This is a genomic window from Oceanobacillus kapialis (assembly GCF_044790185.1).
In the GTDB taxonomy this organism is placed as follows: domain Bacteria; phylum Bacillota; class Bacilli; order Bacillales; family Amphibacillaceae; genus Oceanobacillus_B; species Oceanobacillus_B kapialis.
Window position 1 is genome coordinate 1,519,516 of sequence record NZ_CP085256.1, and the last position, 24,459, is coordinate 1,543,974.

At 37.4% G+C, this 24,459-nt stretch carries 30 protein-coding genes and 2 pseudogenes; 14 read left to right on the plus strand and 18 right to left on the minus strand.

The features are described 5' to 3' along the window. Nucleotides 1-13: 13 nt before the first annotated feature. From LG273_RS08000 to LG273_RS08030, 7 genes are all read right to left on the minus strand, one after another. A complete protein-coding gene (locus LG273_RS08000) occupies nucleotides 14-214 on the minus strand; it encodes a DUF1657 domain-containing protein (RefSeq protein ID WP_379560891.1) in 201 nt (66 codons plus the stop codon). Between the two features lie 11 nt (nucleotides 215-225). Next, nucleotides 226-576, minus strand: coding sequence for a stage V sporulation protein AE (spoVAE, locus tag LG273_RS08005; RefSeq protein ID WP_379560892.1), 351 nt, complete (start codon nucleotides 574-576; stop codon nucleotides 226-228). After that, a complete protein-coding gene (gene spoVAD, locus LG273_RS08010; RefSeq protein ID WP_379560893.1) occupies nucleotides 573-1,589 on the minus strand; it encodes a stage V sporulation protein AD in 1,017 nt (338 codons plus the stop codon). Before spoVAD ends, spoVAE begins: the two co-directional genes overlap by 4 nt. Further along, nucleotides 1,589-2,068, minus strand: a complete 480-nt coding sequence (gene spoVAC, locus LG273_RS08015) for a stage V sporulation protein AC (RefSeq protein ID WP_379560894.1) — start codon at nucleotides 2,066-2,068, stop codon at nucleotides 1,589-1,591. The genes spoVAD and spoVAC overlap by 1 nt, the downstream gene beginning before the upstream one ends. A 19-nt stretch (nucleotides 2,069-2,087) precedes the next feature. Next, the gene (locus LG273_RS08020) at nucleotides 2,088-2,555 is read right to left on the minus strand and encodes a hypothetical protein (RefSeq protein ID WP_379560895.1); all 468 of its coding nucleotides are present in this window, start codon (nucleotides 2,553-2,555) and stop codon (nucleotides 2,088-2,090) included. Nucleotides 2,556-2,622: 67 nt separating this feature from the next. After that, complete coding sequence (locus tag LG273_RS08025) at nucleotides 2,623-2,829, minus strand: DUF1657 domain-containing protein (protein WP_379560896.1); 207 nt, start codon at nucleotides 2,827-2,829, stop codon at nucleotides 2,623-2,625. Nucleotides 2,830-3,101: 272 nt separating this feature from the next. Next, nucleotides 3,102-3,422, minus strand: a complete 321-nt coding sequence (locus tag LG273_RS08030; RefSeq protein WP_404459094.1) for a hypothetical protein — start codon at nucleotides 3,420-3,422, stop codon at nucleotides 3,102-3,104. Nucleotides 3,423-3,573: 151 nt separating this feature from the next. Between LG273_RS08030 and LG273_RS08035 the strand changes: the two genes are divergently transcribed. From LG273_RS08035 to LG273_RS08045, 3 genes are all read left to right on the plus strand, one after another. Further along, on the plus strand, nucleotides 3,574-3,984 hold the full coding sequence (locus tag LG273_RS08035; RefSeq protein ID WP_404459096.1) for a YwpF family protein: 411 nt from the start codon (nucleotides 3,574-3,576) through the stop codon (nucleotides 3,982-3,984). A gap of 140 nt (nucleotides 3,985-4,124) precedes the next feature. Next, nucleotides 4,125-5,489, plus strand: coding sequence for a TrkH family potassium uptake protein (locus LG273_RS08040; protein WP_404459098.1), 1,365 nt, complete (start codon nucleotides 4,125-4,127; stop codon nucleotides 5,487-5,489). A 20-nt stretch (nucleotides 5,490-5,509) separates the two neighbouring features. Beyond that, complete coding sequence (locus LG273_RS08045) at nucleotides 5,510-7,447, plus strand: EAL domain-containing protein (RefSeq protein ID WP_404459100.1); 1,938 nt, start codon at nucleotides 5,510-5,512, stop codon at nucleotides 7,445-7,447. Nucleotides 7,448-7,491: 44 nt separating this feature from the next. Here LG273_RS08045 and LG273_RS08050 read toward each other — a convergent pair. The 4 genes and pseudogenes from LG273_RS08050 to lepB all read right to left on the minus strand — a co-directional run. Next, nucleotides 7,492-7,569 (minus strand): annotated as a pseudogene (locus tag LG273_RS08050) (YjcZ family sporulation protein); the annotation flags it as partial. Nucleotides 7,570-8,031: 462 nt separating this feature from the next. Beyond that, nucleotides 8,032-9,183, minus strand: a complete 1,152-nt coding sequence (locus LG273_RS08055) for a S1C family serine protease (RefSeq protein WP_404459102.1) — start codon at nucleotides 9,181-9,183, stop codon at nucleotides 8,032-8,034. Nucleotides 9,184-9,197: 14 nt separating this feature from the next. Continuing rightward, a complete protein-coding gene (locus tag LG273_RS08060; protein ID WP_404459104.1) occupies nucleotides 9,198-10,358 on the minus strand; it encodes a zinc ribbon domain-containing protein in 1,161 nt (386 codons plus the stop codon). Between the two features lie 381 nt (nucleotides 10,359-10,739). Continuing rightward, the gene (gene lepB, locus LG273_RS08065; RefSeq protein ID WP_379560902.1) at nucleotides 10,740-11,264 is read right to left on the minus strand and encodes a signal peptidase I; all 525 of its coding nucleotides are present in this window, start codon (nucleotides 11,262-11,264) and stop codon (nucleotides 10,740-10,742) included. A 205-nt stretch (nucleotides 11,265-11,469) separates the two neighbouring features. Here lepB and LG273_RS08070 point away from each other — a divergent pair, with 205 nt between their 5' ends. Continuing rightward, a complete protein-coding gene (locus LG273_RS08070; protein ID WP_379560903.1) occupies nucleotides 11,470-11,646 on the plus strand; it encodes a Spo0E family sporulation regulatory protein-aspartic acid phosphatase in 177 nt (58 codons plus the stop codon). Between the two features lie 7 nt (nucleotides 11,647-11,653). On the opposite strand, the gene LG273_RS08075 is transcribed toward LG273_RS08070, so the two are convergent. Next, on the minus strand, nucleotides 11,654-12,805 hold the full coding sequence (locus LG273_RS08075) for an aminotransferase A (protein ID WP_379560904.1): 1,152 nt from the start codon (nucleotides 12,803-12,805) through the stop codon (nucleotides 11,654-11,656). Nucleotides 12,806-12,924: 119 nt separating this feature from the next. Between LG273_RS08075 and LG273_RS08080 the strand changes: the two genes are divergently transcribed. Together LG273_RS08080 and LG273_RS08085 are read left to right on the plus strand one after the other, a co-directional pair. Beyond that, nucleotides 12,925-13,116, plus strand: a complete 192-nt coding sequence (locus LG273_RS08080) for an FbpB family small basic protein (protein WP_404459107.1) — start codon at nucleotides 12,925-12,927, stop codon at nucleotides 13,114-13,116. Nucleotides 13,117-13,189: 73 nt separating this feature from the next. After that, nucleotides 13,190-13,528, plus strand: coding sequence for a hypothetical protein (locus LG273_RS08085; RefSeq protein WP_404459109.1), 339 nt, complete (start codon nucleotides 13,190-13,192; stop codon nucleotides 13,526-13,528). A 298-nt stretch (nucleotides 13,529-13,826) separates the two neighbouring features. Here LG273_RS08085 and LG273_RS08090 read toward each other — a convergent pair whose 3' ends face one another. The 3 genes from LG273_RS08090 to LG273_RS08100 form a co-directional block, all read right to left on the minus strand. Next, on the minus strand, nucleotides 13,827-14,042 hold the full coding sequence (locus LG273_RS08090; protein ID WP_404459111.1) for a hypothetical protein: 216 nt from the start codon (nucleotides 14,040-14,042) through the stop codon (nucleotides 13,827-13,829). Between the two features lie 53 nt (nucleotides 14,043-14,095). Further along, nucleotides 14,096-14,554 (minus strand): YkyB family protein, encoded by a 459-nt coding sequence (locus tag LG273_RS08095; protein ID WP_404459113.1) that lies wholly within the window; start codon nucleotides 14,552-14,554, stop codon nucleotides 14,096-14,098. A 209-nt stretch (nucleotides 14,555-14,763) separates the two neighbouring features. Beyond that, the gene (locus tag LG273_RS08100; RefSeq protein WP_404459115.1) at nucleotides 14,764-15,348 is read right to left on the minus strand and encodes an SCO family protein; all 585 of its coding nucleotides are present in this window, start codon (nucleotides 15,346-15,348) and stop codon (nucleotides 14,764-14,766) included. 65 nt (nucleotides 15,349-15,413) lie between these two features. Here LG273_RS08100 and LG273_RS08105 point away from each other — a divergent pair, with 65 nt between their 5' ends. Further along, nucleotides 15,414-15,626, plus strand: a complete 213-nt coding sequence (locus tag LG273_RS08105) for a hypothetical protein (RefSeq protein ID WP_404459117.1) — start codon at nucleotides 15,414-15,416, stop codon at nucleotides 15,624-15,626. A gap of 132 nt (nucleotides 15,627-15,758) precedes the next feature. On the opposite strand, the gene LG273_RS08110 is transcribed toward LG273_RS08105, so the two are convergent. Further along, nucleotides 15,759-16,610: a metallophosphoesterase gene (locus tag LG273_RS08110; RefSeq protein WP_404459119.1), complete on the minus strand. Its 852-nt coding sequence runs from the start codon at nucleotides 16,608-16,610 to the stop codon at nucleotides 15,759-15,761. A 148-nt stretch (nucleotides 16,611-16,758) separates the two neighbouring features. On the opposite strand from LG273_RS08110, the gene fadH reads away from it, so the two are divergent. Further along, a complete protein-coding gene (gene fadH / locus LG273_RS08115) occupies nucleotides 16,759-17,529 on the plus strand; it encodes a 2,4-dienoyl-CoA reductase (protein ID WP_404459501.1) in 771 nt (256 codons plus the stop codon). Nucleotides 17,530-17,610: 81 nt separating this feature from the next. On the opposite strand, the gene LG273_RS08120 is transcribed toward fadH, so the two are convergent. Next, a complete protein-coding gene (locus LG273_RS08120) occupies nucleotides 17,611-18,525 on the minus strand; it encodes a cation diffusion facilitator family transporter (protein WP_379560913.1) in 915 nt (304 codons plus the stop codon). Between the two features lie 11 nt (nucleotides 18,526-18,536). Further along, nucleotides 18,537-18,839, minus strand: coding sequence for an ArsR/SmtB family transcription factor (locus tag LG273_RS08125; protein WP_379560914.1), 303 nt, complete (start codon nucleotides 18,837-18,839; stop codon nucleotides 18,537-18,539). Nucleotides 18,840-19,035: 196 nt separating this feature from the next. On the opposite strand from LG273_RS08125, the gene cbpB reads away from it, so the two are divergent. The 6 genes and pseudogenes from cbpB (at nucleotide 19,036) to LG273_RS08155 (ending at nucleotide 24,450) form a co-directional block, all read left to right on the plus strand. Then, complete coding sequence (gene cbpB / locus LG273_RS08130; RefSeq protein ID WP_379560915.1) at nucleotides 19,036-19,482, plus strand: cyclic-di-AMP-binding protein CbpB; 447 nt, start codon at nucleotides 19,036-19,038, stop codon at nucleotides 19,480-19,482. A gap of 202 nt (nucleotides 19,483-19,684) precedes the next feature. Beyond that, complete coding sequence (dapD, locus tag LG273_RS08135; protein WP_379560916.1) at nucleotides 19,685-20,404, plus strand: 2,3,4,5-tetrahydropyridine-2,6-dicarboxylate N-acetyltransferase; 720 nt, start codon at nucleotides 19,685-19,687, stop codon at nucleotides 20,402-20,404. A 13-nt stretch (nucleotides 20,405-20,417) separates the two neighbouring features. Beyond that, on the plus strand, nucleotides 20,418-21,548 hold the full coding sequence (locus LG273_RS08140) for an N-acetyldiaminopimelate deacetylase (protein ID WP_379560917.1): 1,131 nt from the start codon (nucleotides 20,418-20,420) through the stop codon (nucleotides 21,546-21,548). A gap of 55 nt (nucleotides 21,549-21,603) precedes the next feature. Beyond that, nucleotides 21,604-21,846 (plus strand): YkuS family protein, encoded by a 243-nt coding sequence (locus tag LG273_RS08145; protein WP_379560919.1) that lies wholly within the window; start codon nucleotides 21,604-21,606, stop codon nucleotides 21,844-21,846. 184 nt (nucleotides 21,847-22,030) lie between these two features. Continuing rightward, nucleotides 22,031-22,468 carry a redoxin domain-containing protein gene (locus LG273_RS08150; protein ID WP_379560920.1) on the plus strand — a complete coding sequence of 146 codons (438 nt, stop codon included), beginning with the start codon at nucleotides 22,031-22,033 and terminating at the stop codon, nucleotides 22,466-22,468. Nucleotides 22,469-22,712: 244 nt separating this feature from the next. Further along, nucleotides 22,713-24,450: pseudogene (locus tag LG273_RS08155) on the plus strand (ABC transporter ATP-binding protein). The last annotated feature ends 9 nt before the right edge of the window (nucleotides 24,451-24,459 follow it).

A 24,459-nucleotide genomic window follows, 5' to 3' on the forward strand; every position in this document is an offset into this window, starting at 1 on the left:
CTTTCTATACGGATTAATTATATTGTGGTTCTTCCTTGCTTAATGCAATAACCTGCTGTTGCAAATCGTTTTTAACTTCTTTCATAATTGCCTCAGCATCTTTATAGGCTTGATAGGATTTCTGTTCATAAGTTTTTTCAGCAAGCATTTGTAAAGATGCTTCAATGCTCTTTACAGAAGAAAAACAGGTCTTCACCTGTGAGCCTACCGTCATAAATACACCTCCTAACCTTTAGGTTTAAAAATAATAGCTCCGATCACACCAAAGATGATGGCAGCAGAGATACCAGCACTTGTTACCTCAAACATACCTGTCACGACCCCGACTAAGCCATGAGTTTCTGCTTCCTGCATGGCACCATGTACGAGGGAATTACCGAAACTTGTAATCGGCACTGTAGCACCAGCACCGGCAAAATCTATAAGAGGCTCATACAGACCTAAACCGTCTAATATAGCCCCAACGACTACTAATATGGTTAAGGTTTGTCCCGGGTTTAATTTAAATACATCAAATAAAATCTGACCAATGACACAGATTGCGCCTCCTACAACAAACGCCCAGAAAAAAATCATGGCTTATCACTTCCTGACTCTATAGAAACTGCGTGGGCAATACATGGAATAGGATCCTTCTGTTGAACGCTTAGGGGAGAATGTAAAGATCCAGTGGCAACAAGTAACATGCGTTGGATTTCTCCTCTTTTAATCTTGTTTAAAAAATGCCCATATGTGACGACAGCTGAACAGGCCGGACCACTTGCACCTGCCATGACTGGTTGTCCTTCTCGATAAATGGTCAAGCCACAATCCACATATTGTGCATCGGTAACGGCTAAGCCTCTTTGTTTCAAAAGATCTAGGGAAACCTCTCTACCGATATGACCTAAATCGCCTGTTACGATTAGATCATAGTATGATGGCTCAATATCTCTTTCTTTAAAATGGGTTTCAATCGTGTTTACCGCTGCGGCAGCCATTGCGCCACCCATATTAAATGGATCAGTAATCCCCATATCAACAATCTTTCCAATTGTGGCTGACGTAACAACTGGACCTGTACCATTTTTGGCAACAAGCGCACAACCAGCACCTGTTACAGTCCACTGAGAGGTAGGGGGTTTTTGGCCACCATATTCAGTAGGGTAGCGAAATTGCTTTTCAGCAGTTGCATTATGACTAGATGTTCCACTAAGGATATATTCAGCCCCGCCGCTGTTTATTAGGTAGGCTGAGAGGGCTAGGCTTTCAGCAGATGTCGCACAAGCGCTAAATATACCGAGATAGGGGATGCCAATTGTTTTAGCGGCAAAGCTAGTAGGGGTAATTTGATTGATGAGATCACCGCTAATAAAAAATTGGACCTGCTCTTTTTCAATATTGCTCTTTTTTATAGCTATTTGACAGGACTCTTCCATAAGCATCTGTTGTGCTTTCTCAAAAGAATCTTGCTTTAGCCACATATCTTCGTGAAGGATATCAAAGTCATCGGGAATGTTTCCTTTTGCTTCAAAAGGTCCTCCTACTACCCCAGTAGATATAATGGATGGTTTGTTCTCAAAAATCCACGTTTGATGACCTTGTAGCATTAGATTACCCCCCATTTTATTAAGAGGGTTTTTATCAATGCGATAATGAAAGCAGAAAAAACGCCATAAACAATAACTGGTCCGGCAAGTTTCAGCATATTGCTGCCAACCCCTAGGATAAACCCTTCTGTCCTGTATTCAATTGCAGAGGAAATAACAGCATTCCCAAAACCAGTAACAGGTACGGCAGACCCTGCGCCAGAAAATTGACCAATTCGGTCATATATACCAAATCCTGTTAGCAACATGGTTAGGAAAATTAAGGTCGCGGTAGTCGGGTTTCCCGCAGTTTGTTCTGTAAAATGAAAATAATAAATATAGAAGGTAGATATCAATTGACCGATAAAGCATATAAATCCACCAACAAAAAAAGCTTTTATACAGTTTAGCAATACTGGTCGTTTTACTTCACGCTGTTGTTGAAACGCTTGGTATTTCTGTGCTTCAGGAGGCAAGTTTTTCTTCTTTTTATCTGCCATTTTTATTTCACTCTTTTCGTTAAGTCTGTTCTTTTGATAATTCAATGATTTCCTTTACTCGTTTTTCCACGCTTTTTTTGGACATTTCTTTCGATTCCAGCTTTTCTTCTAATTTTTCTAATTCAATAACAATCTTCTTATCTGTTGTTACTTCCACTTTGAGTTTAGGAAATTTTTCATTCATTTCTTTTTTTAGTTGCTTGCGAATACCAGCAAGGTTAAATCGTTTACCTTGTTCTACCTGTATGGCGACAATTAATTGCTTGGATGTATTCGCGGCTTTTACAGCTGTTATTTCAGGATATTTACGCAAAGATTCTTTAGCTCGGTTCGCGTATTGTTGGCTTGTATCCTGATCTGAAGTTGAAATGTGTTTTAAATCAATTGCTTCATTTTCATTATGAGATGGTTCTAGTGCTGTATCGTTTCCACAGCTGCTAAGTATACAAAGAAGACTGATAAGTAACAGCCACCTTTTTATCGACATATTTTCACCCGTCTTTCATAGGGGATAATCAAAGGACTGGCATGCCAATCCTCTGATTTATTTATCATTAAAAACCTTTATATTGAGGTTCTTCCTGTTCCAGTTGTTGTACTCTTGGCTCTACAGATTGCAGAATGGACATCGTTTGCTTTGCTGCATTTTCGTATAGCTGTTTAGCTTGTTTATTTTCGGTTTGCAGGGCAAATTGTTCAAAACTTGCCTGTGCACTTTTTAAACCAGCGATCGTCTGTTTTACTTGGCTCCCAACTGTCATGTGGATCCTCCTTTGCAAGAATGTCATTACTTATAATGAGAAAGAAAGGAAGGAACTATACTGTAGAGGTATTTCCTTTTATACCCATTTGTTATATTAGAGGGACGCATATTGAAAAACCAAAATCTCACTCAACCCTTGATAGGATATTAACCCATCAAGAAAAGAAGGCAAGGTTATAGAAGAAATGAACTTAGCTTAGAGGGTATAAATTTCAATCCATAAGAAAAGCCAGGCTACCTTATTAGCCTGGCTAGTCGTCCTTCTGTGTATTAAATAAGAATGGATTTTTCTGTTTCTATTATGTGTTCTTTTCTTAGCTCTGTCTTCACAGTTTTGCGTAGTAATTTCCTGATTGTATGATATACTTCTTTTGCATCTTCACCATCAATAATAAGAACAAGAGACTGGTTTTTCTTGCAAAGTAGAAAAAAAGAAAGCAATTTGGATAATTTTTTTACATCAGCGATAAGGTGGTCACGATAGAGGTACATATTGACATCATTTTTAACAGCATACTGATGAATTTTTACAATGTCTTGGGTGTGCACGTGTTGATTAAGTTGAATTTTGTAAGATGATAGTTCAGACATCTCAATCTCTCCTCTTAACGATTTATTAGATAGTTACCCATCCTAGATGTTGTGTAAACGTATATTGTCGTGATAGTTATATTCAAGTGCATGTATTTCTGATACACTTTTAAGTGATAATGGAAAATGACTTGGAATGGAGGAAGCTCTAATGAAAACCTTCAAATTAAGAAGCCTGCAGCTATTGGAATCACACGATGACCAGATAGAACAGCATACAATAGATTTATTGGATGGACTGATCATTAACAGAGAGGATGATCAACTAAGATGGGTGATTGAAGCTTATGTAAGTCATGATTATTTCTCTTTTTTAAACGCACTTTATGAAAACCAGAATGAAATTATTATACGTGCAAAAATAACTAAGAAAAGTAACGAACCCGCAACGTTTATTACAAAGATAACAGGAATAAACGAGATAGGTAATAATATGAATGTTCTTTTCATTGGTACGCTTGTGGATCGAAGAATGACAGAGGTGGAGACATTGCTTTCTGTACTGTCTGAAGAAGGCTATAAAGGCAAGGCACTTTTATCAGCCTTCAAAAAGCGCATTTAACGCTAGAACGTAAGGGTTGGCTAAATTTGTCGAAATTGCAAGCATTTCTAATCACTGCCTGTTATAATGGGTAGTGATATATATCTTTGCGAATTATGTAAAGAGTTAGTTATATTGTTTAGTGTTAGGGGTTAAGAAGTATGAAGTATTGGAGTCCATTATTTAAATGGATAAATAAATTATCACCTGTACAAGTGTTACTGGTGTTTTATTGTTTGGCAGTAATAGTATCTACTGCTCTTATGTCACTTCCTTTTGTATACCAGGAAGGTGTCCGTATTGCATTCATTGATATTTTATTTACCGCAGTAAGTGCTTTAAGTGTAACTGGTCTAAGTACAATAACAGTAGCTGATACCCTCAGTACGGCTGGAATTATTGTATTAGGCTTTATATTACAGCTTGGTGCCGTTGGAGTAATGGCTATTGGAACATTTATTTGGTTATTTCTCGGAAAAAAGATTGGTTTAAAAGAACGCAGACTGATTATGGCTGATCAAAACCAAACAAATTTTGAGGGAATGGTGCGCCTAATAAAACAAATTGTATTTGTTCTATTAACCATTGAATTAATAGGTTTTCTAGTTTTAGGTACATATTTTTTGCGTTACTTCCCATCAGTCGGAGAAGCATATCTGCAAGGATTTTTTGGTACTATTAGTGCCATTACTAACGGAGGATTTGATATTACAGGTCAATCCTTAATTCCATACAGCAACGACTATTTTGTACAGTTTATTAATATATTATTGATTATCTTCGGTGCAATAGGGTTTCCTGTTCTCATTGAAGTAAAAGAATACTTATTTGGAAAAGAAGATAATAAAAAGAGAATTCGGTTTAGTTTATTTACAAAGCTTACAACATTCACTTTCTTCATTCTTGTTGTTGTTGGGGCATTGGTTATTTATATCTTAGATTTCAATCATTTCTTTGCAGATAAATCTTGGCATGAGTCTTTTTTCTATGCGTTGTTCCAATCTGTTACGACACGTAGTGGAGGGCTGACAACGATGGATGTGACAGAATTAACGGAATCAAACCATCTGTTTATGTCTATCTTAATGTTCATCGGTGCTTCTCCAAGTAGTGCGGGCGGTGGGATTAGAACAACGACCTTTGCCCTTGTGGTGATTTTTATTATTACATATGCGCGCGGTGGAAGCAGTATCCGTATTTTTAAACGAGAAGTGTATAACGAGGACTTGATAAAAGCTGTAGCGGTCGCATTAATGGCTATTTTAATCGTATTTTTGTCCATGTTAATCATGTCAATCATTGAACCATTTTCATTAATGCAAACCTTGTTTGAAGTAACATCCGCATTTGGTACGGTTGGCTTGTCATTAGGCATAACAAGTGATTTACAACCGATCAGTAAAATCATTTTGATGTTTTTAATGTTTATTGGGCGGGTGGGGATTATTACCTTATTGTTTACATTTAAAAAGATAAAGAGAAGTGGTAATTATCATTACCCTAAAGAGAAGATTATTATTGGCTAATCGTGGAGGGAGCAAGAGTCATGGCAGACACATTATTTCCATTCAATCGAAAATTGCTATCCAACTTAACCGAGGCTATACTATTTGTGAATCAAACGGGAATAGTCTTAGCAGGGACAAAGACAGCTTATACTTTATTAAATTGTCCCATGCATAGTGTGTCAGAAAATGTAGAGAATTACTTAGACTTTGCTAAATTAAAGTCGGCTGAAGGTCGAACTTCCATTCTGTCATTAAAGCATGAAACCTCTAACTTTTTTGAGGTGAAATGCATATTAGTTAACGAAGGGGTTTATGGGGTAATTCTAAAGCCGCTAACTGTACAGGATGGAAGTTCTTATCGACTGGACGATAACTCAAAAGATTGCGATGGATTGCTCATCGTTGCAAACGATGAAATCCTGGATTGCAACGAATCGTTTGCTAATATGTTTCAGTATTCCAAGAAAGAATTGAAAGAAAAACGTCTAAATGACCTTCTACAATTCAAGACAAAACTTACAGACAGATTATGGGGGAAGGAATTAGAGAGTGCTCTCATTACCGGAAATAAAAAAGATGGTTCTCCCATCTATATTCAAGTCATTGATTATTCTAACCATGATGTGAAAGAGGGGGCCAAAATCCTTCTTGTTAAAAATATTACCGATCAAATTAGAAATGAAAAACGAATTGAATACATGGCTTACTATGATGAGCTAACAGATTTACCGAACCGAAACTTTTTTATGAAAATGCTCCACGAAGCAATTGTAAAAGCAAAACAAGAGCCAACACAGCTTGCTGTATATTTTCTTGATATTGATTACTTTAAAGAAATAAATGAAACACTTGGTTACTCATTTGGTGACAAATTGTTAAAGGCTTTAAGTCATAAATTGAAAACTTTTTTGGATGCTGATACATTCATTGCTCGTATAGGAGGAGATGAATTTTTACTCCTCCAACATGGTATTACCAGTAAAGAGCATTCAGTAATGCTGGCAGAAGAGCTCATTGCAGAATTTGAGAAACCAGTAAAGATAGAGGAGCATGACATTTATACGTCTATAAGTATTGGAATAAGTGTCTATCCAAGTAATGGAACGTCACCTGAAGCCTTACTTACTCATGCTCAATCGGCAATGCATGTCATTAAAGAAAAGCACCGCAATAATTATAAAATGTTTGAGACATCCATTTCTGAGAATTTTAAATCCATGTTAACAATGGAAAGTGATTTGCGGAAAGCCTTACAAAAAGAGCAATTTGAATTACATTATCAACCACAAAAAAACCTAATTACAGGAGAGATAGTCGGGATGGAAGCACTCCTTCGATGGAATCATCCCGAAAAAGGCTATATTCCGCCATTGGATTTTATATCTTTAGCTGAGCGTACAGGCCTAATTATTGATATTGGAGACTGGGTTATGTACGAAGCATGCAGGCAAAACAAGCTATGGCAGGGGGGAGGTTATGATCCAGTAATCGTCAGTGTGAACCTCTCTGCGAAACAGTTCCATCAAAAGGATCTTGTTTCTAAGATACAGCATATTTTAAATGAGACTGGATTAGAGCCCAAATACCTTGAATTAGAAATAACAGAGAGTATGGCGATGACCAATGAAAAATATATCCTTAATACATTACAGCAATTAAGGGAGCTAGGTGTACTTGTATCAATAGATGATTTTGGAACTGGATATTCTTCCTTACGGTATTTAAGTGTCTTCCCTGTTACAAAGTTAAAAATTGATAAAACATTTATGGATGATAACCAGAAGCAAAATAAAGCGATTGTAAAGTCAATTATTCATATGTCACACTCTTTGAATATGAAGGTAATCGCAGAAGGGGTAGAAACAGAAGAACAGATTGCGTTTCTTAAAGAAGAAAAGTGTGATGAAATGCAAGGCTATTTTCTTAGTAAACCACTTCCGCCTGGAAAGCTAGTCCACCTGCTGTCAACCGGGTAAGTTAAAGTAGCTTGTGCTATTTAGCAAATAGCACAAGCTTGTTATTAGCAATAAAAAGCTGCACCTACAATGATTAAAAGAATAAAAAGCACTACGATTAGTGCAAAGTTATTACCATAACCATAACCGCCGCCACAGTTACCGCCGAATCCGCCATATCCGTAACCCATTCTTTTCACCTCCCCTTGCTCTTACATTTATACTATATGTATGAAGATAAAAAGTGTATAGACGAATACCCAAATTCAGGATAAATGCTTTTCGTATTACCAAAATGATCTGTTGAAGCGAGTAATTAAGATTAAGAAATTAATTTGGACAACGAGAGCTGCGTTAGTGATTTATTCCGCTTTAATTGGCAGTTAAGGCCCGATTCGTTTAAATTTGGTGGGAGAGGAAGGGAGCCCACTACCAAATGAAGCTTCACTTTATCACTAGCACAAAATGCGAATGTATTTACATGGGGTTGCGCATTTTTTCCCACTAGAAAAACCGGACGTCTCCTAATTCTTCCTAGATCAGTTAGGATGGCCGTCCGGTTTTTCTTGTTAGGTTTTTTGTCTCATCCCTTTATCTTCGGGAGATTAACTACTTTGGTCGGTGTTGATTGCGAAGATCTTCAGCTGATCGTTTTCGTAATCTATATTAAATTCAAAGGTATGTTTTTTTGTTTCTGTTTTATCTTCATTAGCCAGTTTACTTTCAATTTCTACGTTTACAGTCGTTTTAACGACATTGTTTTCCGTTACCTTGCTCTTCAATTCACTATATTCAAGTTCTACAATATCGATGTATTGATCTCGAAATTCCTGATACGTAGTCTGGGATTGCATGTTACTTCCCAGCAACGTGTAGGCATTGACGTAATCTCTTATTGCAATGCTTTCTAGAAAGTAATTAATAAGGTATTCTGCATCCTCGGTAAATTGCTCTGGGTTACCTGAATTTACAATATCTGCTGTACTAGTGAATTCAAGATCTTCTGTTTGTGCCTCGTTGGACCATCTCTCAATTTCGCTTATTACTTCCTTAGTCGGAATACTAAAACCAATTGTACCATCTTCGGTTCCAACAGAGTTAATGCCTATAACTTTCCCTGTCTTTCTATCAATTAAAGGCCCACCACTATTCCCATGGGTGATTTGGGCAGAAATCTGGTATACATTCGAGTAATCGAATCCATCGACTGAGAAATTCCGCTCGGTACCCGAAATAATTCCAAGTGTTACGGTGTTTTGGAAGCCATGGGGACTTCCGAGTGCTATAATTTCATCACCAATTTCTCCCGCTAAATCCTTTTCAACTTCCAAATGGTGTTTACCTGCCAACTGTGGAACCCTAATTACTGCAATATCCAGTTGCTCCCCTATACCAACCATCGCAGCTGGATATATTTGAGCATTTGCTGTTCTAACATAGATTGCTTCTGCATCTCGAATAACATGTGCATTCGTTATGATATCTCCTTTTTCATTGTACAGAAATCCGGAACCGGTAACGGTGCTGTCTTCTGTTTGACCCTCAATTTGTATCACATTTTTTTCTGCTTCATGAATAATAGACTTTAGATCCAATGTTTCATTATTAACTGTTACCTTGTTTATAGCAGGGTTATTCACAGCTAAATTTTCGTGATTCCAGTTATTATACATCCAAATACATAATCCGACTCCGAATGTAACAAGTAACACGGAAAGAATAATAGGGGAATACTTTCTAGCACGCAATAAAAACACCTCATTTAGATAAGTTAATCTGTGTACCAGGTCATTTTATTTACTTTGATATCTAAATTCTTTCCCTCTTCATCAATATCAAAATGAGTATATTCAAAATTACCTGTTTCACCGGGGTATAACTTATCTGGATAGACAAACACTTCGTTTGTCAGTATTTCGTTGCCATCCTTTGTTTCAAGAGAATAGTTTACCAATATAGAGTTTACAGGGATGGTAGCAACACTTTTTACTTTTCCCTGTACGACAAGTTTTCCTTGCTCATCTTTTGAAAGGTCTACTTCTATTAAATCTATGGCATCTGTTTCGTTCAATTGCCTTTCCTCTTCGGCAGTAGACATGGCCTGTTCAATTCTTTGTTGTTGGGCTGTCTCGAAAGCAACCTGCTCTTTATCGATGGTTGTCTTAAGACTTTGAAGTTTTTCTGAATCTGGTGCGTATTTTAACCCATCTTCTACAATTAACTGAGCATCACTAAATTGTTTGTCGTTTAATTGTTCACTTGCTTTCGTAAACGTATAATCTATAATTTGCCCGCGGATATTTTCCGTAATGGTAGCAGCTTCTGGACTGTCAATTGCTTCAGCATCCCAAAGCAAGATTTTCAATTCATCAATATTAGATTCCTTATCTAGGACGTTCTCGATCTGCTCTAACTTTACATGATTTCTTGTAGCACCTATATCCGTTATAAGTTGGTTTACACCAGGCCCATTAAATATATTTAGATCACTTTCTGTATCATTAATGAGAGAGAGTGCCTCTTGGTATTTTTCCTCTTCCATAAGCTTAGTAGCATCCTCAAGAGAGGATTCTGCCTGTAGAGCTTTATTCATAAAATTTAAAGAGAGCGTTGCCTGGTCAAAGTGTGGCTTATATTCTAGAGCTTTTTCGAAAGCTTCTTTTGCCTCCGCATATTCTCCTTGAAGGACGTGTTCTTCTCCGTGTGTGTATAATTTCTGAGCTTCATTTGATTTATTTTCCAGAATTAGATAAAGGATTCCAGAAAAAACAAGCATAATAAAAAGAACAGAAAGAGGAAACAGCCAAAATTTGTTGAATTTTTTAGGTGTATGTAATCGCTCATTTATATCAGGAGGAAGTTTTTTTCCGCAAGTAATACAAAAATGTTCATCACTATTAATAGATGAGCCACAATAAGGGCAGTGTAACATAATAGCCTCCCAAAATTTTATCGAAGTTTGTCGTTTGTAAGTATACTACCTCAGTTTAACACATTTTTACTTTATTTAGGGAGAAGATATTGATATGATGAAAGTAGAGAAACAAATAGCATATAATGGGTTGGAGATTGCGGGCAGGGGGGTGTATAAGCATGCTTGAAGCAGTGTTTGGAATTGTATGTTTCGGGATCCTTTTACTGAATATTGGATACTGTCTATACGATAGTGAAAGATAAAGGGTAAATTGGATAAAAGAATACTTATAAACAGAAGCCGGACATTGATTCGAATTCTCCTGTAGAACTCGGATTTGCCCGGCTTCATTATTTGCCTGTTTCGTATGGTTAAGTCATTTTAGTGTGCTATAGACCTTTATCGTGTTAAGGACCATTCATCAAAGGGGAAAATGATAAATTCTGATCTTCCAATGATGTTTTCCTCTTCAATAAAACCGAGTCCATTCCTGCTGTCTTTACTAATTGCGCGGTTATCTCCCATCACGAAATAATTTTCCTCAGGGACTGTGATTGGTCCATAACTACCTGTTTGCATTTCTGCTTCTTCACTCAGAAAGGTTTGTTCGTATTTTTCCCCATTTATATAAAGGCTACTACCATTGATTTCAATTGTATCACCAGGCAGTCCAATTACTCGCTTCACGTAATTCTTTTGAGGCCTTTCGATGATGACGATATCTCCACGTTCTGGTTCTCCTACAATATAGACTATCTTATTAAAGATTACTCTTTCTCCATCCTTTAAAGCAGGATCCATACTTTCCCCTTCGACGATAGAGGTAGCAAATATAAAAGTACGTAAGAAAAGAGCAATTAAAACAGCTATAATGATGGCTTTAGCCCATTCTAACCATTCATTTTTCTTTTTTCGTTCGGTCACCGAAGACATCCTTTCCAAAATACATTTCTATCTAATAGTAGCATAGTGAAGGCCAGTTATCGAGTTTCAAAAACTGGTGGTCGAGCAGGTAGTCAAAATATATACATAACTATACACAATATTGTCTAAAAATAACTTGTCACAATCTGTAAATTTATGCTAAAGTAAAGTAAATTAACTAGAAGGAGGTTGACAAACAACAATAATGTGCGCTCTAGATAAACTTTTAAAACGTATTGAATTCTTACGTAAAAAAATGACCGATGTTGCTCTTGAAAAAGGTTTTACCAATTTAGAATCAGTGGCAATTAGTCAGGAACTAGATCGCCTACTGAACCTATATGATAATATGAAGAACCAGAATTCACGTAAAGCAGACTAGTATCGTCTTACATTTGTAGAAAGTTTTCTAATCGATCTAATGCTTTCTTAATTGTATTGATGTCATATGCATAAGATAACCGCATATATCCTTCCCCAATTGTTGAAAAGCTACTTCCAGGTACTAAAGCAACCTTTCCTTTTCTTACAAGCTCCAGGCCTAGCTGGAAGGAGGACATTTCTTTCATAGGGAATTCTGGAAAGAAATAAAATGCTCCCTCTGGTTTATTGACAGTCAGCCCCATCGAAATAAGCCGTTCATAAACATATTCCCGTCTCTCATTATAAGCTTCCAGCATAACCCGTGGGTCATTTTTTCCGTTGGTTAAAGCTTCAAGTGCAGCATATTGACTAATAGATGAAGCACAAGAAACGTTGTATTGATGTATTTTTAATAGCTCTTTGGCTAGCCATGCTGGTGCAAGTAGATAACCAATTCGAAAGCCTGTCATAGAGTGGGATTTGGAAAGTCCATTAATCACAATTGTTTTGTCTCTTACAGCATCAAATGTAGCAATTGAGTGATGTGGCATTTCATATACTAATTCACTATATATTTCATCTGCCAAGATAAATATATCTTTGTCTTGTAAAACAGAAACCAATGCTTCTAATTCTTCTTTTGTGAAGGAAGCTCCAGTAGGGTTAGATGGATAAGGGAGGACCACACACTTTGTCCGCTCCGTAATATGCCTCAGTAAATTCTCTTTTGTAAGCTTAAACCCATCCTTTGTAGTGTCCGCATAAACTGCTTTAGCACCTGCTAAGGCAATGAGTGGCGCATATCCAGGATAAATAGGTCCTGGTAGAATCACTTCATCCCCACTATTTAATATCCCTCTAAAAGTAATATCAATAGCTTGAGAAGCTCCAGTCGTTACAATAATTTCACTTTCCGGGTCGTAGCTAAGATGGTTTTTCTCTTCATTATATGCGGAAATAGCTTTTCGTAATGCAAGGATTCCTGCATTATGTGTATAGCTTGTTTTGTTCAAAGCCAGTGCATCAGTTGCAGCCTGTTTAATATGCTCGGGTGTATGGAAGTCAGGTTGTCCAATTGTAAGAGAAATTACGTCCTCCTCATCGGCCACCATATTAAAAAATTTTCGTATGCCGGAAATTTCTATTTGTTTAAGTCTCTCGTTTAGCAAATGGTCCATGATAGCCTCCTGAATTTGTTCGTTTTTGAAATGTTATAAAATGTTCAAATAATTCCGATCTAATGAAAGTATTTTCAGATATAATGTGGTTGGATAGAATCCTAAAAGGAGTGTATCATATGCGACCAAAAACGTTAAATTTTGAACAGCTTTTTCAACTAAATAAACAAGAGTTGATGCAAGATAAAAAACAATTATCTCAAATTGAAATACGGTTGGAGAAAAGACAGTCAATAAATGGCGCCTTAGGAAAAGAGCCTGAACAAAATAAACCCTTTCAAGCAATTAATAGCGATTCATTTAAGAAATAGGTAAGGTTAATCTAGTATAAAATGAATAGATACAGTGGACAATGCTAAAAAGAGTATGGAAGGAAGTAGTACATTGTATTTACATTTAATTGCTAGTATACAGCTTGGCCATCAAGGGGTAGAAAAACACTATGTTACTTATATTCTAATAGCGGGCGGATTAGTTGTGGGGTATTTCCTGCTTCGCGCAATGGTGAAATGGTTTATAGGTAACGGGCTGTTTGATTTTTTGAGCTATCTTATGGTTAGTGGTGTGCTTCTTATTTTACTATTTTCAAACTATTTTCTCCTTGGGCTTTCCATAGAGTATTTCCATGTGCTGTTAAGAGCATTATTACAGGGTTTGGCCGGACTAGGCGGATGTTTGGTATTATGGAATGGCATAAAAATGGTATTTAAAAAGCATAACTAATCTATCCCGCCTTAACTGGCAGTAAGGCCCCGGTGACCAACTGCGAGTATAGCTCCGATTCGTTCAACTAAATTGGCGGGGAGAAGGAAACACCTAACAAATGGAGTTTCACTTTATGAGGAAGTAAAAGGGTTTTCTTATTCTCACAACACTAGAAATGTATTTTAAGATGTTTCCCTAATTAAATTAAACCGCTTGCAAAGGCATAGATGTTAATCCACAGAAAATAAGATTATACATCTATGCCTCGTATTATGACATCGTATCCAAGAGAAGGGGGGCAAAAGATTCAAATTTTTTACTCCTCATTTTCCACTTCAAATTTACTATGCACTGACTCTAGCCAAGAAAATACTGGGTGGAAAAATTCCTCAGGTGATCGAACTGAAGCTGGAGCTGCTTCCATTATTTTGTGTTTTTCCTCTTCGGATAATTTTTCATACGCGTCTTTTAACGTATGTGTTTGATCTGCATACCGATGTAACTCATACATAAAATTTTTAAGCTCTGTCATAGTCACAACCTCCTTTTATAAGAGGTATTCCTTAGATGAAAGGGTCTAAAACATTAACGATGTGATTTCCTCGGTGGCCATTCCATTTTTCCTAAAGAAGAAGGAGTATAATACGATGATCTTTTTGATGTCACTTTAGGCGAAGTTTTTGGTTTCCAGTCAATAAAATCGTAAATAACTTTTTTTGCTTGGGATAAAGACATTTTGCATTGTGGATTCCGATAATTCTCATCAAGAGCCCCCAAATGTTCTAGCTGTTGAAAATCCTCTTTCGTTGGCGGGATATGAAAATAGTATTCATCTACCTTTACAAGCAATGTGGAGTGTTGGTTACTCAGTTTTGGATGAGCGGAGAAGTGAAGGCCAATTTTTTTCGCTTTTCTTTCTCTAAGAAGACGGTTAATCGTTTCTTTTTTTATATAATAGAGATGTTTTGGCTCAGGTGCCGTTTTTGCATGTCTATTTACGGTGTATAACGCTTTAGCAATTTCTCTTAGTTGATAGTTGTCCAAACTTTTCACTCCTTTCTATCTCAATTCGAGTCATTGATATCAGATAATATTCTTTTGGATGTGTAAAGAAAATAGCTTGTCTACATCCTACCTTAAAGTGGTTAAAACCGCAAGATGTATAGGTGAAACAGTCTCCAATTAATAAGAAAGCTGAATGGATACGAAGTTTGTTCTTCGTGTCCATTCAGCTCTGTAACCCTTTGTATTACCTATTCCTTATTGACGTCTTTTAAATATTGAACAATCTTTTCCATTTCCGCTGGTTGCCTGCCATCAAATTTTTTAATTGCATTGCCTTCAGGAGTTACCACAAAAAAGCTGGTACCATGCATCATTTGGTCGGAATCTGGCGCTTTTTCCAGTGCCGTTTTAAATGATTTAATAGAAAGCTCTTTAATTTCTTGAAATTCGTACCCAGTTAATAGATTCCAATTCTCAAATGTCGCTCCTCTTGAAGCAGCATATTCTTTTAATTTTTCCGGAGTATCATTATCGGGATCAACACTGAAAGACACGATTTCTACATCTTCCATCCCTTCCTCTTTGAGCATTTGTTGCAAATCAACCATATTAGAGGTCATAGGAGGACAAACGGTTTCACAATTGGTAAAGATAAAATCAGCAATCCAGAATTTTCCCTCTAGTTCACTACTGCTAAATTGTTCGTTATCCTGGTTTGTGTATGAAAAATCAGCAATATCGAAAGAGAAGTCACCATTATAATCCTGACCACAAGCTGCTAGAAATAAGATCAAACCAAAAATAGGAACGAGTAATTTAGATCTTCTAAGCATATGTATTTGGCCTCCGATCCATTTTTAAATCCTATCAATTTTAGCACGAAGGTAGATGAAAAGCTATGAATATTTTGTTAACAAAAACAGCCGGCTTTTTAGGGCCGACTGTATCCACCTTTAGTAAGGATTATAATACGGTTGATAATATGGTTGTGCAGGATTATACCCGTATCCATAAGGGTAATATGGGGCGGGTGGGTATGGTGGGTATCCTCCACCTTGGAAAGCACCGTAAAGCAATGGTCCAAAAGCCAGTCCTGTTAAAAACGGAATGACTGGAAAAAAGCGGGAATCCTCTTGACCTTCATAGTGACGATAAGGTGTATACTGGGGATAATACAAACTAAATCTCCCTTTCCTTCATGTATTCCATATAGTCTATGCACCCATACCTATTTAGGTTAAAGTCATTCGCTGTTTAAGGTATATACATGTAGTTCCGGTCTGCAAAAAAAGCGATATGGAAGACGGGTAGTCCCAATTCCTCGATTCACAAAGAGCTGCAGCTTTCCTTCATTAAGCAGGTACTTTCCTTCTACGTATTTTTCTGAGTACTTTGGTGTATAAAGATGCCCAATAAACGGTAGCCGAACCTGTCCACCATGACTGTGACCAGATAGTTGAACATTAACTGGGTGGTTTACAGTTGTATCTGCAAAATCAGGCTCATGCGCAAGTAATAGTGTGAACAAGTCATGGTTGACATTCTCTAAGGCTTTTGCAAGATTAGGGCTCCCCAACATAACATCATCAATTCCTGAAAGAATGATTCGATCATTGTTTTGTTCAATCACGGTATGCTCATTTTGTAGTAGGATGAACCCAGATGCATTCATAACCTCCCTTACTTTTTCTGTACCATATCCTCCATGGTCATGGTTGCCATATATCCAATATTTCCCATGAACTGCTTGAAGGGATTGGAGAACGTGAATAAGTTGATTATTCCATTGGTAAACATGTGGTTCATCCACTAGATCTCCAGTAAAGACAATTAAATCAGGGTTCAACTGATTTATCTTTGTAACAAGTTCGTTTAATTGTTTTACACTATAATGAAAACCGATATGTGTATCTGAGAACTGAACAATTTTAAAGTCCTCAAAAGCAGAAGGTACTGCTTTATCTAGAATTTTTAATTGATGAACCTGGAGCATCCGCGGCTCAATATCGCGGGCGTAATAATATGTACCTCCCCCGATACCAATTAGAGCAAGCAGGCCACCGATAGATTTTTTTAAGAAAGAACGTCGATTCATTGTGGTCAAACCTTTCTCTAACATACTTATAAAGATAAATTATAACACGTATAAGGTCACTCGTTTATAAAAAAACTTCATCTAATTTGACCTTTGACTTTAAACCTAATTCGGAATAGTATGAATAATAGGGAGGGGAATTTTCATGATGTTAGACGGTCAAACAGTGCTTATTACTGGAAGTACAAGTGGTATGGGGAAACAAATGGCAGCCAAATTTGCCAAAGAGGGGCTAAATGTTGTAATTACAGGTAGAGATAGCGAAAAATTGAAAGCGGTTAAACTAGAGTTGCAAAATTCAGTCGGCGGTTCTATTTTCGCTGCGCAGCTTGATGTGAGGGATCCGGATTCTGTTAAGAAGGTAGTGGAGGAATCGATTGCACACTTTGGGGAGATCCACCATTTAGTTAATAATGCTGCAGGAAATTTTATCGTTCCGGCAGAAGATCTTTCTGTGAATGGCTGGAACGCTGTTATCAATATTGTGTTGAATGGTACATTTTATTGTAGTAGAGAAGTAGGGAACTACTGGATAGAAAAAAAAATAAAAGGATCTATCATTAACATGGTAGCTACATATGCTTGGAATGCTGGAGCAGGAGTAGTACATTCATCTGCTGCAAAAGCTGGGGTATTAAATATGACCCGTACTTTAGCTGTAGAGTGGGGAACCAAATATGGGATTAGGGTAAACGCTATTGCTCCAGGGCCTATTGAACGTACAGGCGGGGCAGATAAGTTATTTGAATCAGAAGAAGCAGCTAAAAGAACCATTCAATTTGTACCGCTAGGAAGGTTAGGGAAGCCAGAAGAAATAGCTGAACTCGCGTATTTTATGCTTTCTGATAAAGCTGCATACATGAACGGTGAGGTTATTACATTAGATGGCGGGCAATGGTTGAATAAATTCCCATTCTAAATGTAACGATTATGGGCGGTAGTTAAAGAAACCAAAAGCCTCCCCCTGCATAAATTAATAGAAAAGGGGGGAGGTTTTACGTTAATCACACTGGTCACAATGTGAATGGACCGACGTATTTTCTCCCTCTACCTGAACCGTACAATGGGAGATATGAAAAGTATGCTTCGCTAATTGGTTTATTTTCATAAGTAGTTGATCTCGGTCAATGTTGTATTCTACTACCACATGACAGCTAAGTGCAGGGAACTCTGATGTGATTGACCATACATGCATATCATGTACATTACGGATGCCTTCAATCTGGCCAATAGCTGTTTTGAGTTCCTCAACATTAATGTTTGCTGGCTTTCCTTCCATCAAAATGTGTAGCGAATCTTTCACAATTCTGACACCTGAAAAAAGTATTAAGATGGAAACGAGCACACTTGCAATAGGGTCAGCAATATTCCAGCCAAATACCATAATAAGGGCCCCTGCAATGATGGCACCGACTGATCCCAATAAATCGCCTAAGACATGCAATAGTGCACTGCGGATATTCAAATTATCATGTGAATCACCTCGCATTAACATCCAGGCCACGAGAATATTGACAAGAAAACCAATGATTGCAATAAGCATCATGCTTGCACTGACTTCTGGTGGTTCCAGAAATCGATGATATGCCTCATAGAAAATATAAAGTGAGATGGCAATAAGGGTAATGCCATTTATGAAAGCTGCAATAATTTCAAATCGCTTATAGCCATATGTCTTATCAGAAGTTGCTTGCTTTTCCCCGATCTTAAATGCTAGTAAGCTCAAACCTATTGCAGCGGCATCACTTAGCATGTGACCGGCATCAGATAACAAAGCAAGGCTGTTTGTAAGATATCCTCCAATGGCTTCAACAATCATAAAGGTGAAAATTGCTATAAAACTCCAAAACATAACCTTTTTATTTGCCGTATGATGATGGTGATGCCCGTGGCTATGGTCATGATTATGACTCATCTTTTTCCCTCCTAATCTATATGCTTCGCATGTTGAATGGATTGTTCTAACAAGTTCATCACGTGATAATCATCAGGTGAATAGTAATACTTTGTTTTTTCCCTTCTACTTTTAACAAGTCGAAGTTGCTTCAAATATTTTAATTGGTGAGAAATAGCAGATTGATTCATATCAAGCTCTTCGGCAATTTGACTAACCGAGCACTCTTTATAAAACAATAAGTGTAAAATTTTTATTCGGGTCGGGTCTGCCAGGGCTTTAAAAGTTAGGGAGACACTAGCAATCAATTCTTCTTCAATTGGTTTATATTTCAATCTATTTCCTCCTTTTAATATGAGTATATGCTCATATTGTAATATAGTGTTTAGAAAGATTCAAGAATACGGTTGATGTTTTTTCTATTTGAATTGTTATGGTAGACTATTTGTGGGACTGGAAAATTTTACGCCCAGTGTAAATAGAGTATTTCATGTAAAAAAAGGGAAGTTAGATACAAAAGGAGCGCTTGCTATGAGTATAATTCAAGCAAATCAGTTATCTGCTTTAAAAGTTGGCGAATTGATGATCTCATCTGAAAAGGTTGCCCATGTCCAGGTAAATAATCCGTTAGAGCATGCACTACTTGTCCTCGTTAAATCAGGTTACTCTGCTGTACCGGTTTTGGATCCTTCATACCGACTGCAAGGTACAATAGGGAAAACTAAAATATTGAATGAAATCCTTGGTCTTGAACGATTTGAAATGGAAAGGCTAGGGCATATGGAAGTTAAGGAAGTTATGAATGACGAGATACCATGCTTAAAAAAAGAGGATACGCTTATGGATGGGTTAAACGCAGTCATAAATCATCCATTTGTATGTGTAGCAGATGAAGACGGGTATTTTGATGGGATTTTAACCCGAAGAACAATTTTAAAACAGCTAAAGAAAGATATTTATACATCGCTTTATGAATAAACTGACAGGTAGGTGCCTTTCTTTTACTATAGAGACAGGTACCTATTTTTATTTAAAAATTGCAAAAGGTAGAGCTTATGTTTAGTGATGGATATCATCAAGTGCTCTTTCGCACAGAGGTTATTCGATAAATAGGTTATAATTTGCTTGAAAAATTTCAGTCTGCTAAAGTAAAGATAGTAAAGTTTAGGAGGAATAAATCGTGAAGATGATGGATGCAAATGAAATTATTAATTTTATCTCAAATAGCAAAAAGAGTACACCTGTAAAAGTTTACATAAAAGGGGAGAACCTTGCAACACTGCCATATGGTGAAGATATTCAAGCTTTCGTTGAAAATAAAAGTGGTGTGTTATTTGGTGAGTGGAATGCAATAAATGCTATTTTAGAACAACATAAAGACGCAATTACGGATTATGTAGTGGAAAACGATCGACGAAACTCTGCTATCCCATTACTTGATTTAAAAGGAATTAATGCTCGTATCGAGCCAGGAGCAGTAATTCGTGATCAAGTAGAAATTGGGGATGGTTGTGTCATCATGATGGGCGCATCGATTAACATTGGCGCAGCAATCGGCGAAGGTACAATGATTGATATGAATGCTGTACTAGGAGGAAGAGCAACAGTTGGGAAGAATTGTCACATAGGAGCCGGCACAGTGCTTGCAGGGGTTATTGAGCCACCTTCAGCAAAACCTGTAGTGATTGAGGATGATGTGGTAATCGGTGCAAACGTAGTTGTATTAGAAGGAGTGACTGTTGGCAAAGGAGCGATTGTAGCTGCTGGAGCTATCGTTACAAAAGATGTTGCCCCAAATACATTAGTTGCAGGGACACCAGCTAAAGTATTAAAAGAAATTGATGAAAGCACAAAGTCAAAGACGGAAATTAAACAAGAGCTACGCAAGCTTGATAATTAAGCAGGTGGGAACAATGGAAGAGGCCTCACTGCGGTCGATAAGACGCGACTTACATCAAATTCCCGAGTTAGGTTTTAAGGAAACAAAGACGCAGCATTATCTGTTAAATAAGCTAACGGAATGGCAGACAGAACGTGTGCACATAAGGAAATGGGAAACCGGTATACTTGTTCGTATTTCTGGTACGAGTCCAACGAAAGTGATCGGATACCGTGCAGACATAGATGCACTTCCTATAACGGAAGAAACAGGTCTTTCCTTCACATCCACCCATTCAGGGAAAATGCACGCATGTGGTCATGACTTCCATATGACGATTGCTCTTGCGTCCATTTACCATTATATAAAGAATCCTCCAGTCGATGATCTTTTGTTTATTTTTCAGCCAGCAGAAGAAGGGCCAGGAGGAGCCTTGCCAATGCTTCAGTCCGAGGCTTTCCAAGAATGGCGACCTGATGTGATCTTCGCCTTGCATATTGCACCAGAGTTACCAGTTGGCATTGTTTCAAGTAGGGAAGGTTTGCTGTTTGCGAATACAAGTGAACTATTTTTGGACTTCAAAGGGAAAGGTGGTCATGCGGCATATCCACATCTTGCGAAAGATATGACTGTTGCAGCGAGTCAATTTGTTGTCCAACTACAACAGATCATTTCAAGAGGTATCGATCCTTTGGATAGTGCCTTGATCACAATTGGTAAAATGGAAAGTGGATATGTACAAAACGCGATTGCCGAAACAGCCAGGCTTGAAGGAACGATTCGAACCCTTAGCCCGGAAACGATGCCACTTATTAAACAAAAGCTGCAACAATTAATAGATGGCTTTTCGCTTACTTATGATTGTGAGATCAGTGTTGATTATGGAGCAAATTATTATCAGGTATACAATGAAGCTTCCTATGTAAAACTTTTTTCTGAAGGTATGGCACAAGAAGGTATAGTCTATGAAGAAGCTCCCGCAGCAATGACAGGGGAAGACTTTGGCTATATGTTAAAAGAAATTCCAGGCTTCATGTTTTGGCTTGGAGTTGATTCTCCGTATGGGTTACATCATGCGCAGCTTAATCCTAAAGAAGAAGCACTATCAGTTGGCGTAAAAGCAGTCGTTAAAACCATCGAAAAAATAGTCAGCAGTCACGTATAATATTTAAAACGTAGCAGAAGCTATATAGGAGATTTTCTATATAGGAGGCTGTGAAATGGCTCGAATTGGTGTGGAAGGTACTTTATCAGATGTAAAAGCTGCCCTTATGGAAATGGGGCATGAAGTAGTAGACTTACGATCTGCAGAAGATGCAGCTTATTGTGATTGCTGTGTTATTTCAGGGCAAGATAAAGATGTTATGGGAATGTCTGACACGACGATATCAGGCCCTGTTATTAATGCTCAAGGCACAGACGCATCAACTGTTTGTGAGCAGGTAAATCAAAAGCTTCGTTAATCATAATGTTTTTTTAAAGGGAAAATTCTCCTATGAGGAGGGTTTTCTTTTTTTTTCCTGGATTAATTCCGAGATAAACAAAGTTTCCTCTCTTACAAGAATTAACGCAGTTGCGACCTAAGGTACCGAATTCAATTAAACCTACATATAAATAAAAAGAGAAAACGCATGGAGGAGAAACAGTATGCAATTAAGAGAGCGTATCCCGAACCTATCAGGGGCAACAGGTTGGCTTAACAGCGAAATCACAAATAATGACATACATGAGGGGAAACCTATACTTATCCATTTTTGGTCGGTTAGTTGCGACTCGTGTGTGAAAAGCATCCCATTTATCCAGAGTCTATTAGAAACACAGTATGATAAGATTCAAGTTATCGCTATTCATATGCCCCGCTCTGAAAAAGATAAGGAATTAGATCAAATTACCCGTAAAACTGCTGAATACAAAATGAAGCAACCAATAGCTATTGATAATGAGTATAACCTTTCCAAGAGGTTTGCTGTCCGTCATGTGCCAGCATATTTTTTATTTGACGGGAGCGGCCTTCTAAGATACAAGCAAAGTAGTGGCTCCGTAAGACTGCTAAAAAAACGAATTGATCGTTTTGTTGATGCATAATAGTATAGCAGGGCCATATTAAGGTAATCAGTGGACGTAAAAGCATTACCAACATGTTCGCAAAGGGTCAAACATGTTGGTGGTGTTTTTATTTTTTACATTAATAAGTAAAACCTATCACACTTTTTCCTAAGAATAATGCAACTGAAAAAATTTAAAAAATTTAAGCAAAAGGAGTAGATATTTATTTCGGAAACCGTTATATTAGTAATTACGTTAATAAAGAACTGGGGGAGGGAACAACTTGAATACCTTTAAACAACTAAAGCGGTTTTATTGGCCAAATAAGAAATACTTCATTTTGTCACTTGTATTTCTTGTGTTTGTAACGGGAATCACAGTGGTCTATCCAATAATACTGCAACAAACCATCGGGGGATCAATACTCCTTAATTCCATACATTGCAGGAGTCTTTATATTTTTAATGATTATTAAAGGGGTCGCAACCTATTTTCACCAATACTTAGGAGATTTATTTGGAATCATATCTGTTTATAAACTGAGAAACGCATTGTATGGAAAATTGCAGGCATTGTCTTTTAAATACTATGATAATGCAAAAACTGGAGATATCATGTCACGCCTTACAGCTGATGTTGAAGGTTTCCGATTTTTCTTATCAGCTGGTTTCGCGGAATTAATTCGTATTGTTTTATTAATTGGTCTAAGTTTGGCAGTTATGTTTTTTTATTCTATACCACTAGCGTTAGTGACGATGGCAGCCATGCCTTTTTTAATTATTGTCGTATTTCAGTTCGATAAACGTGTACACCCTGCATTCAGAAGAATTAGAAAATCATTTGGGAAGCTTAACACGAGAGTTCAGGAAAATATTAGTGGGATGAATACTGTAAAATCATTATCCCGTGAGGATTTTGAAATTGGGAGGTTCTCGACAAATAACGACCATTACAGGCAAAACTATTTAAAAACCTCACGTCTATGGGCGAGATATTTTCCTCTCATGGAGTTTATTGGAGATGTTTGTGCAGTCGCCTTATTGACGTTTGGAGGATATCTTGTTATTTCTGGAAATTTAGCACCAGGTGAGTTGGTCGCATTCTTTAGTTTAGTTTGGTACATTATGGGCCCACTAATGAATTTAGGCTTTGTCATAAATCAATTTTCACAAGCAAAAGCATCTGGAGAGCGACTACTTGAGATTCTTGACGCGAAAGAGGATGTGCAAGAAAAAGAGAATGCCATTGAAACAGACATAAAGGGCCATGTTACATTTAAAAATGTATCTTTAACCTACATTGAAGATGATGATGCTGCATTAAAAAATATCTCGTTTGACGCACCTCCAGGTAAAGTAGTTGGTTTAATTGGTGCGACTGGTTCCGGTAAAACAAGTATTACCCAATTGATCACCCGCTTTTACGAGGCAAATGAGGGAGAAGTGTTAGTGGATGGTCGACCTGTTGCCGATTATGGATTAAAAAAATTAAGGAGCAGTATTGGTTTTGTACTGCAAGAACCTTTCCTGTTTTCTACGTCAATTAGAGAAAATATCGCGTATGGTAATCCGGATGTATCGGAGGAACAAATAATCGATGCTGCAAAACGTGCTCAAGCACATGATTTTATTATGAAGATGCCAAAAGGGTACGACACAATGCTTGGAGAAAGAGGAATGGGGCTATCCGGTGGGCAGAAACAACGTATCGCCATTGCACGGGCCATTTGTGTTGATCCAAGTATTTTAGTACTGGATGATGCTACTTCAGCAGTTGATATGGAAACGGAATTCAAAATTCAAAAAGCATTAAAAGAAGTTATGAAAGGAAGAACGTCCTTTATTATCGCGCATCGAATCTCTTCCTTGAAACATGCGGATGAAATTTTAGTATTAGAAGACGGTGAAATTGTAGAGCGTGGCCTGCATGATGAACTGGTTTCAAATAATGGAACATACCAACGTATTTACGATATCCAATACCAAGATCGGGAAGCAATTCTCGAAACTGTGGATTTATAAAGGGGGGAT

Bases quoted from the DNA above. Each gene is read 5' to 3' on its own strand.
- LG273_RS08110 (WP_404459119.1), bottom strand. From the start codon at position 16,610: ATGAATCGACGTTCTTTCTTAAAAAAATCTATCGGTGGCCTGCTTGCT.
- LG273_RS08040 (WP_404459098.1), top strand. From the start codon at position 4,125: ATGAAGTATTGGAGTCCATTATTTAAATGGATAAATAAATTATCACCT.
- LG273_RS08060 (WP_404459104.1), bottom strand. From the start codon at position 10,358: ATGTTACACTGCCCTTATTGTGGCTCATCTATTAATAGTGATGAACAT.
- LG273_RS08030 (WP_404459094.1), bottom strand. From the start codon at position 3,422: ATGTCTGAACTATCATCTTACAAAATTCAACTTAATCAACACGTGCAC.
- spoVAC (WP_379560894.1), bottom strand. From the start codon at position 2,068: ATGGCAGATAAAAAGAAGAAAAACTTGCCTCCTGAAGCACAGAAATAC.
- LG273_RS08120 (WP_379560913.1), bottom strand. From the start codon at position 18,525: ATGAGTCATAATCATGACCATAGCCACGGGCATCACCATCATCATACG.
- cbpB (WP_379560915.1), top strand. From the start codon at position 19,036: ATGAGTATAATTCAAGCAAATCAGTTATCTGCTTTAAAAGTTGGCGAA.
- LG273_RS08025 (WP_379560896.1), bottom strand. From the start codon at position 2,829: ATGACAGTTGGGAGCCAAGTAAAACAGACGATCGCTGGTTTAAAAAGT.
- LG273_RS08140 (WP_379560917.1), top strand. From the start codon at position 20,418: ATGGAAGAGGCCTCACTGCGGTCGATAAGACGCGACTTACATCAAATT.
- LG273_RS08020 (WP_379560895.1), bottom strand. From the start codon at position 2,555: ATGTCGATAAAAAGGTGGCTGTTACTTATCAGTCTTCTTTGTATACTT.
- spoVAE (WP_379560892.1), bottom strand. From the start codon at position 576: ATGATTTTTTTCTGGGCGTTTGTTGTAGGAGGCGCAATCTGTGTCATT.
- spoVAD (WP_379560893.1), bottom strand. From the start codon at position 1,589: ATGCTACAAGGTCATCAAACGTGGATTTTTGAGAACAAACCATCCATT.
- LG273_RS08000 (WP_379560891.1), bottom strand. From the start codon at position 214: ATGACGGTAGGCTCACAGGTGAAGACCTGTTTTTCTTCTGTAAAGAGC.
- LG273_RS08080 (WP_404459107.1), top strand. From the start codon at position 12,925: ATGCGACCAAAAACGTTAAATTTTGAACAGCTTTTTCAACTAAATAAA.
- fadH (WP_404459501.1), top strand. From the start codon at position 16,759: ATGTTAGACGGTCAAACAGTGCTTATTACTGGAAGTACAAGTGGTATG.
- LG273_RS08035 (WP_404459096.1), top strand. From the start codon at position 3,574: ATGAAAACCTTCAAATTAAGAAGCCTGCAGCTATTGGAATCACACGAT.
- LG273_RS08100 (WP_404459115.1), bottom strand. From the start codon at position 15,348: ATGCTTAGAAGATCTAAATTACTCGTTCCTATTTTTGGTTTGATCTTA.
- LG273_RS08105 (WP_404459117.1), top strand. From the start codon at position 15,414: ATGAATATTTTGTTAACAAAAACAGCCGGCTTTTTAGGGCCGACTGTA.
- LG273_RS08145 (WP_379560919.1), top strand. From the start codon at position 21,604: ATGGCTCGAATTGGTGTGGAAGGTACTTTATCAGATGTAAAAGCTGCC.
- LG273_RS08075 (WP_379560904.1), bottom strand. From the start codon at position 12,805: ATGGACCATTTGCTAAACGAGAGACTTAAACAAATAGAAATTTCCGGC.
- LG273_RS08150 (WP_379560920.1), top strand. From the start codon at position 22,031: ATGCAATTAAGAGAGCGTATCCCGAACCTATCAGGGGCAACAGGTTGG.
- LG273_RS08070 (WP_379560903.1), top strand. From the start codon at position 11,470: ATGTGCGCTCTAGATAAACTTTTAAAACGTATTGAATTCTTACGTAAA.
- LG273_RS08090 (WP_404459111.1), bottom strand. From the start codon at position 14,042: ATGACAGAGCTTAAAAATTTTATGTATGAGTTACATCGGTATGCAGAT.
- LG273_RS08045 (WP_404459100.1), top strand. From the start codon at position 5,510: ATGGCAGACACATTATTTCCATTCAATCGAAAATTGCTATCCAACTTA.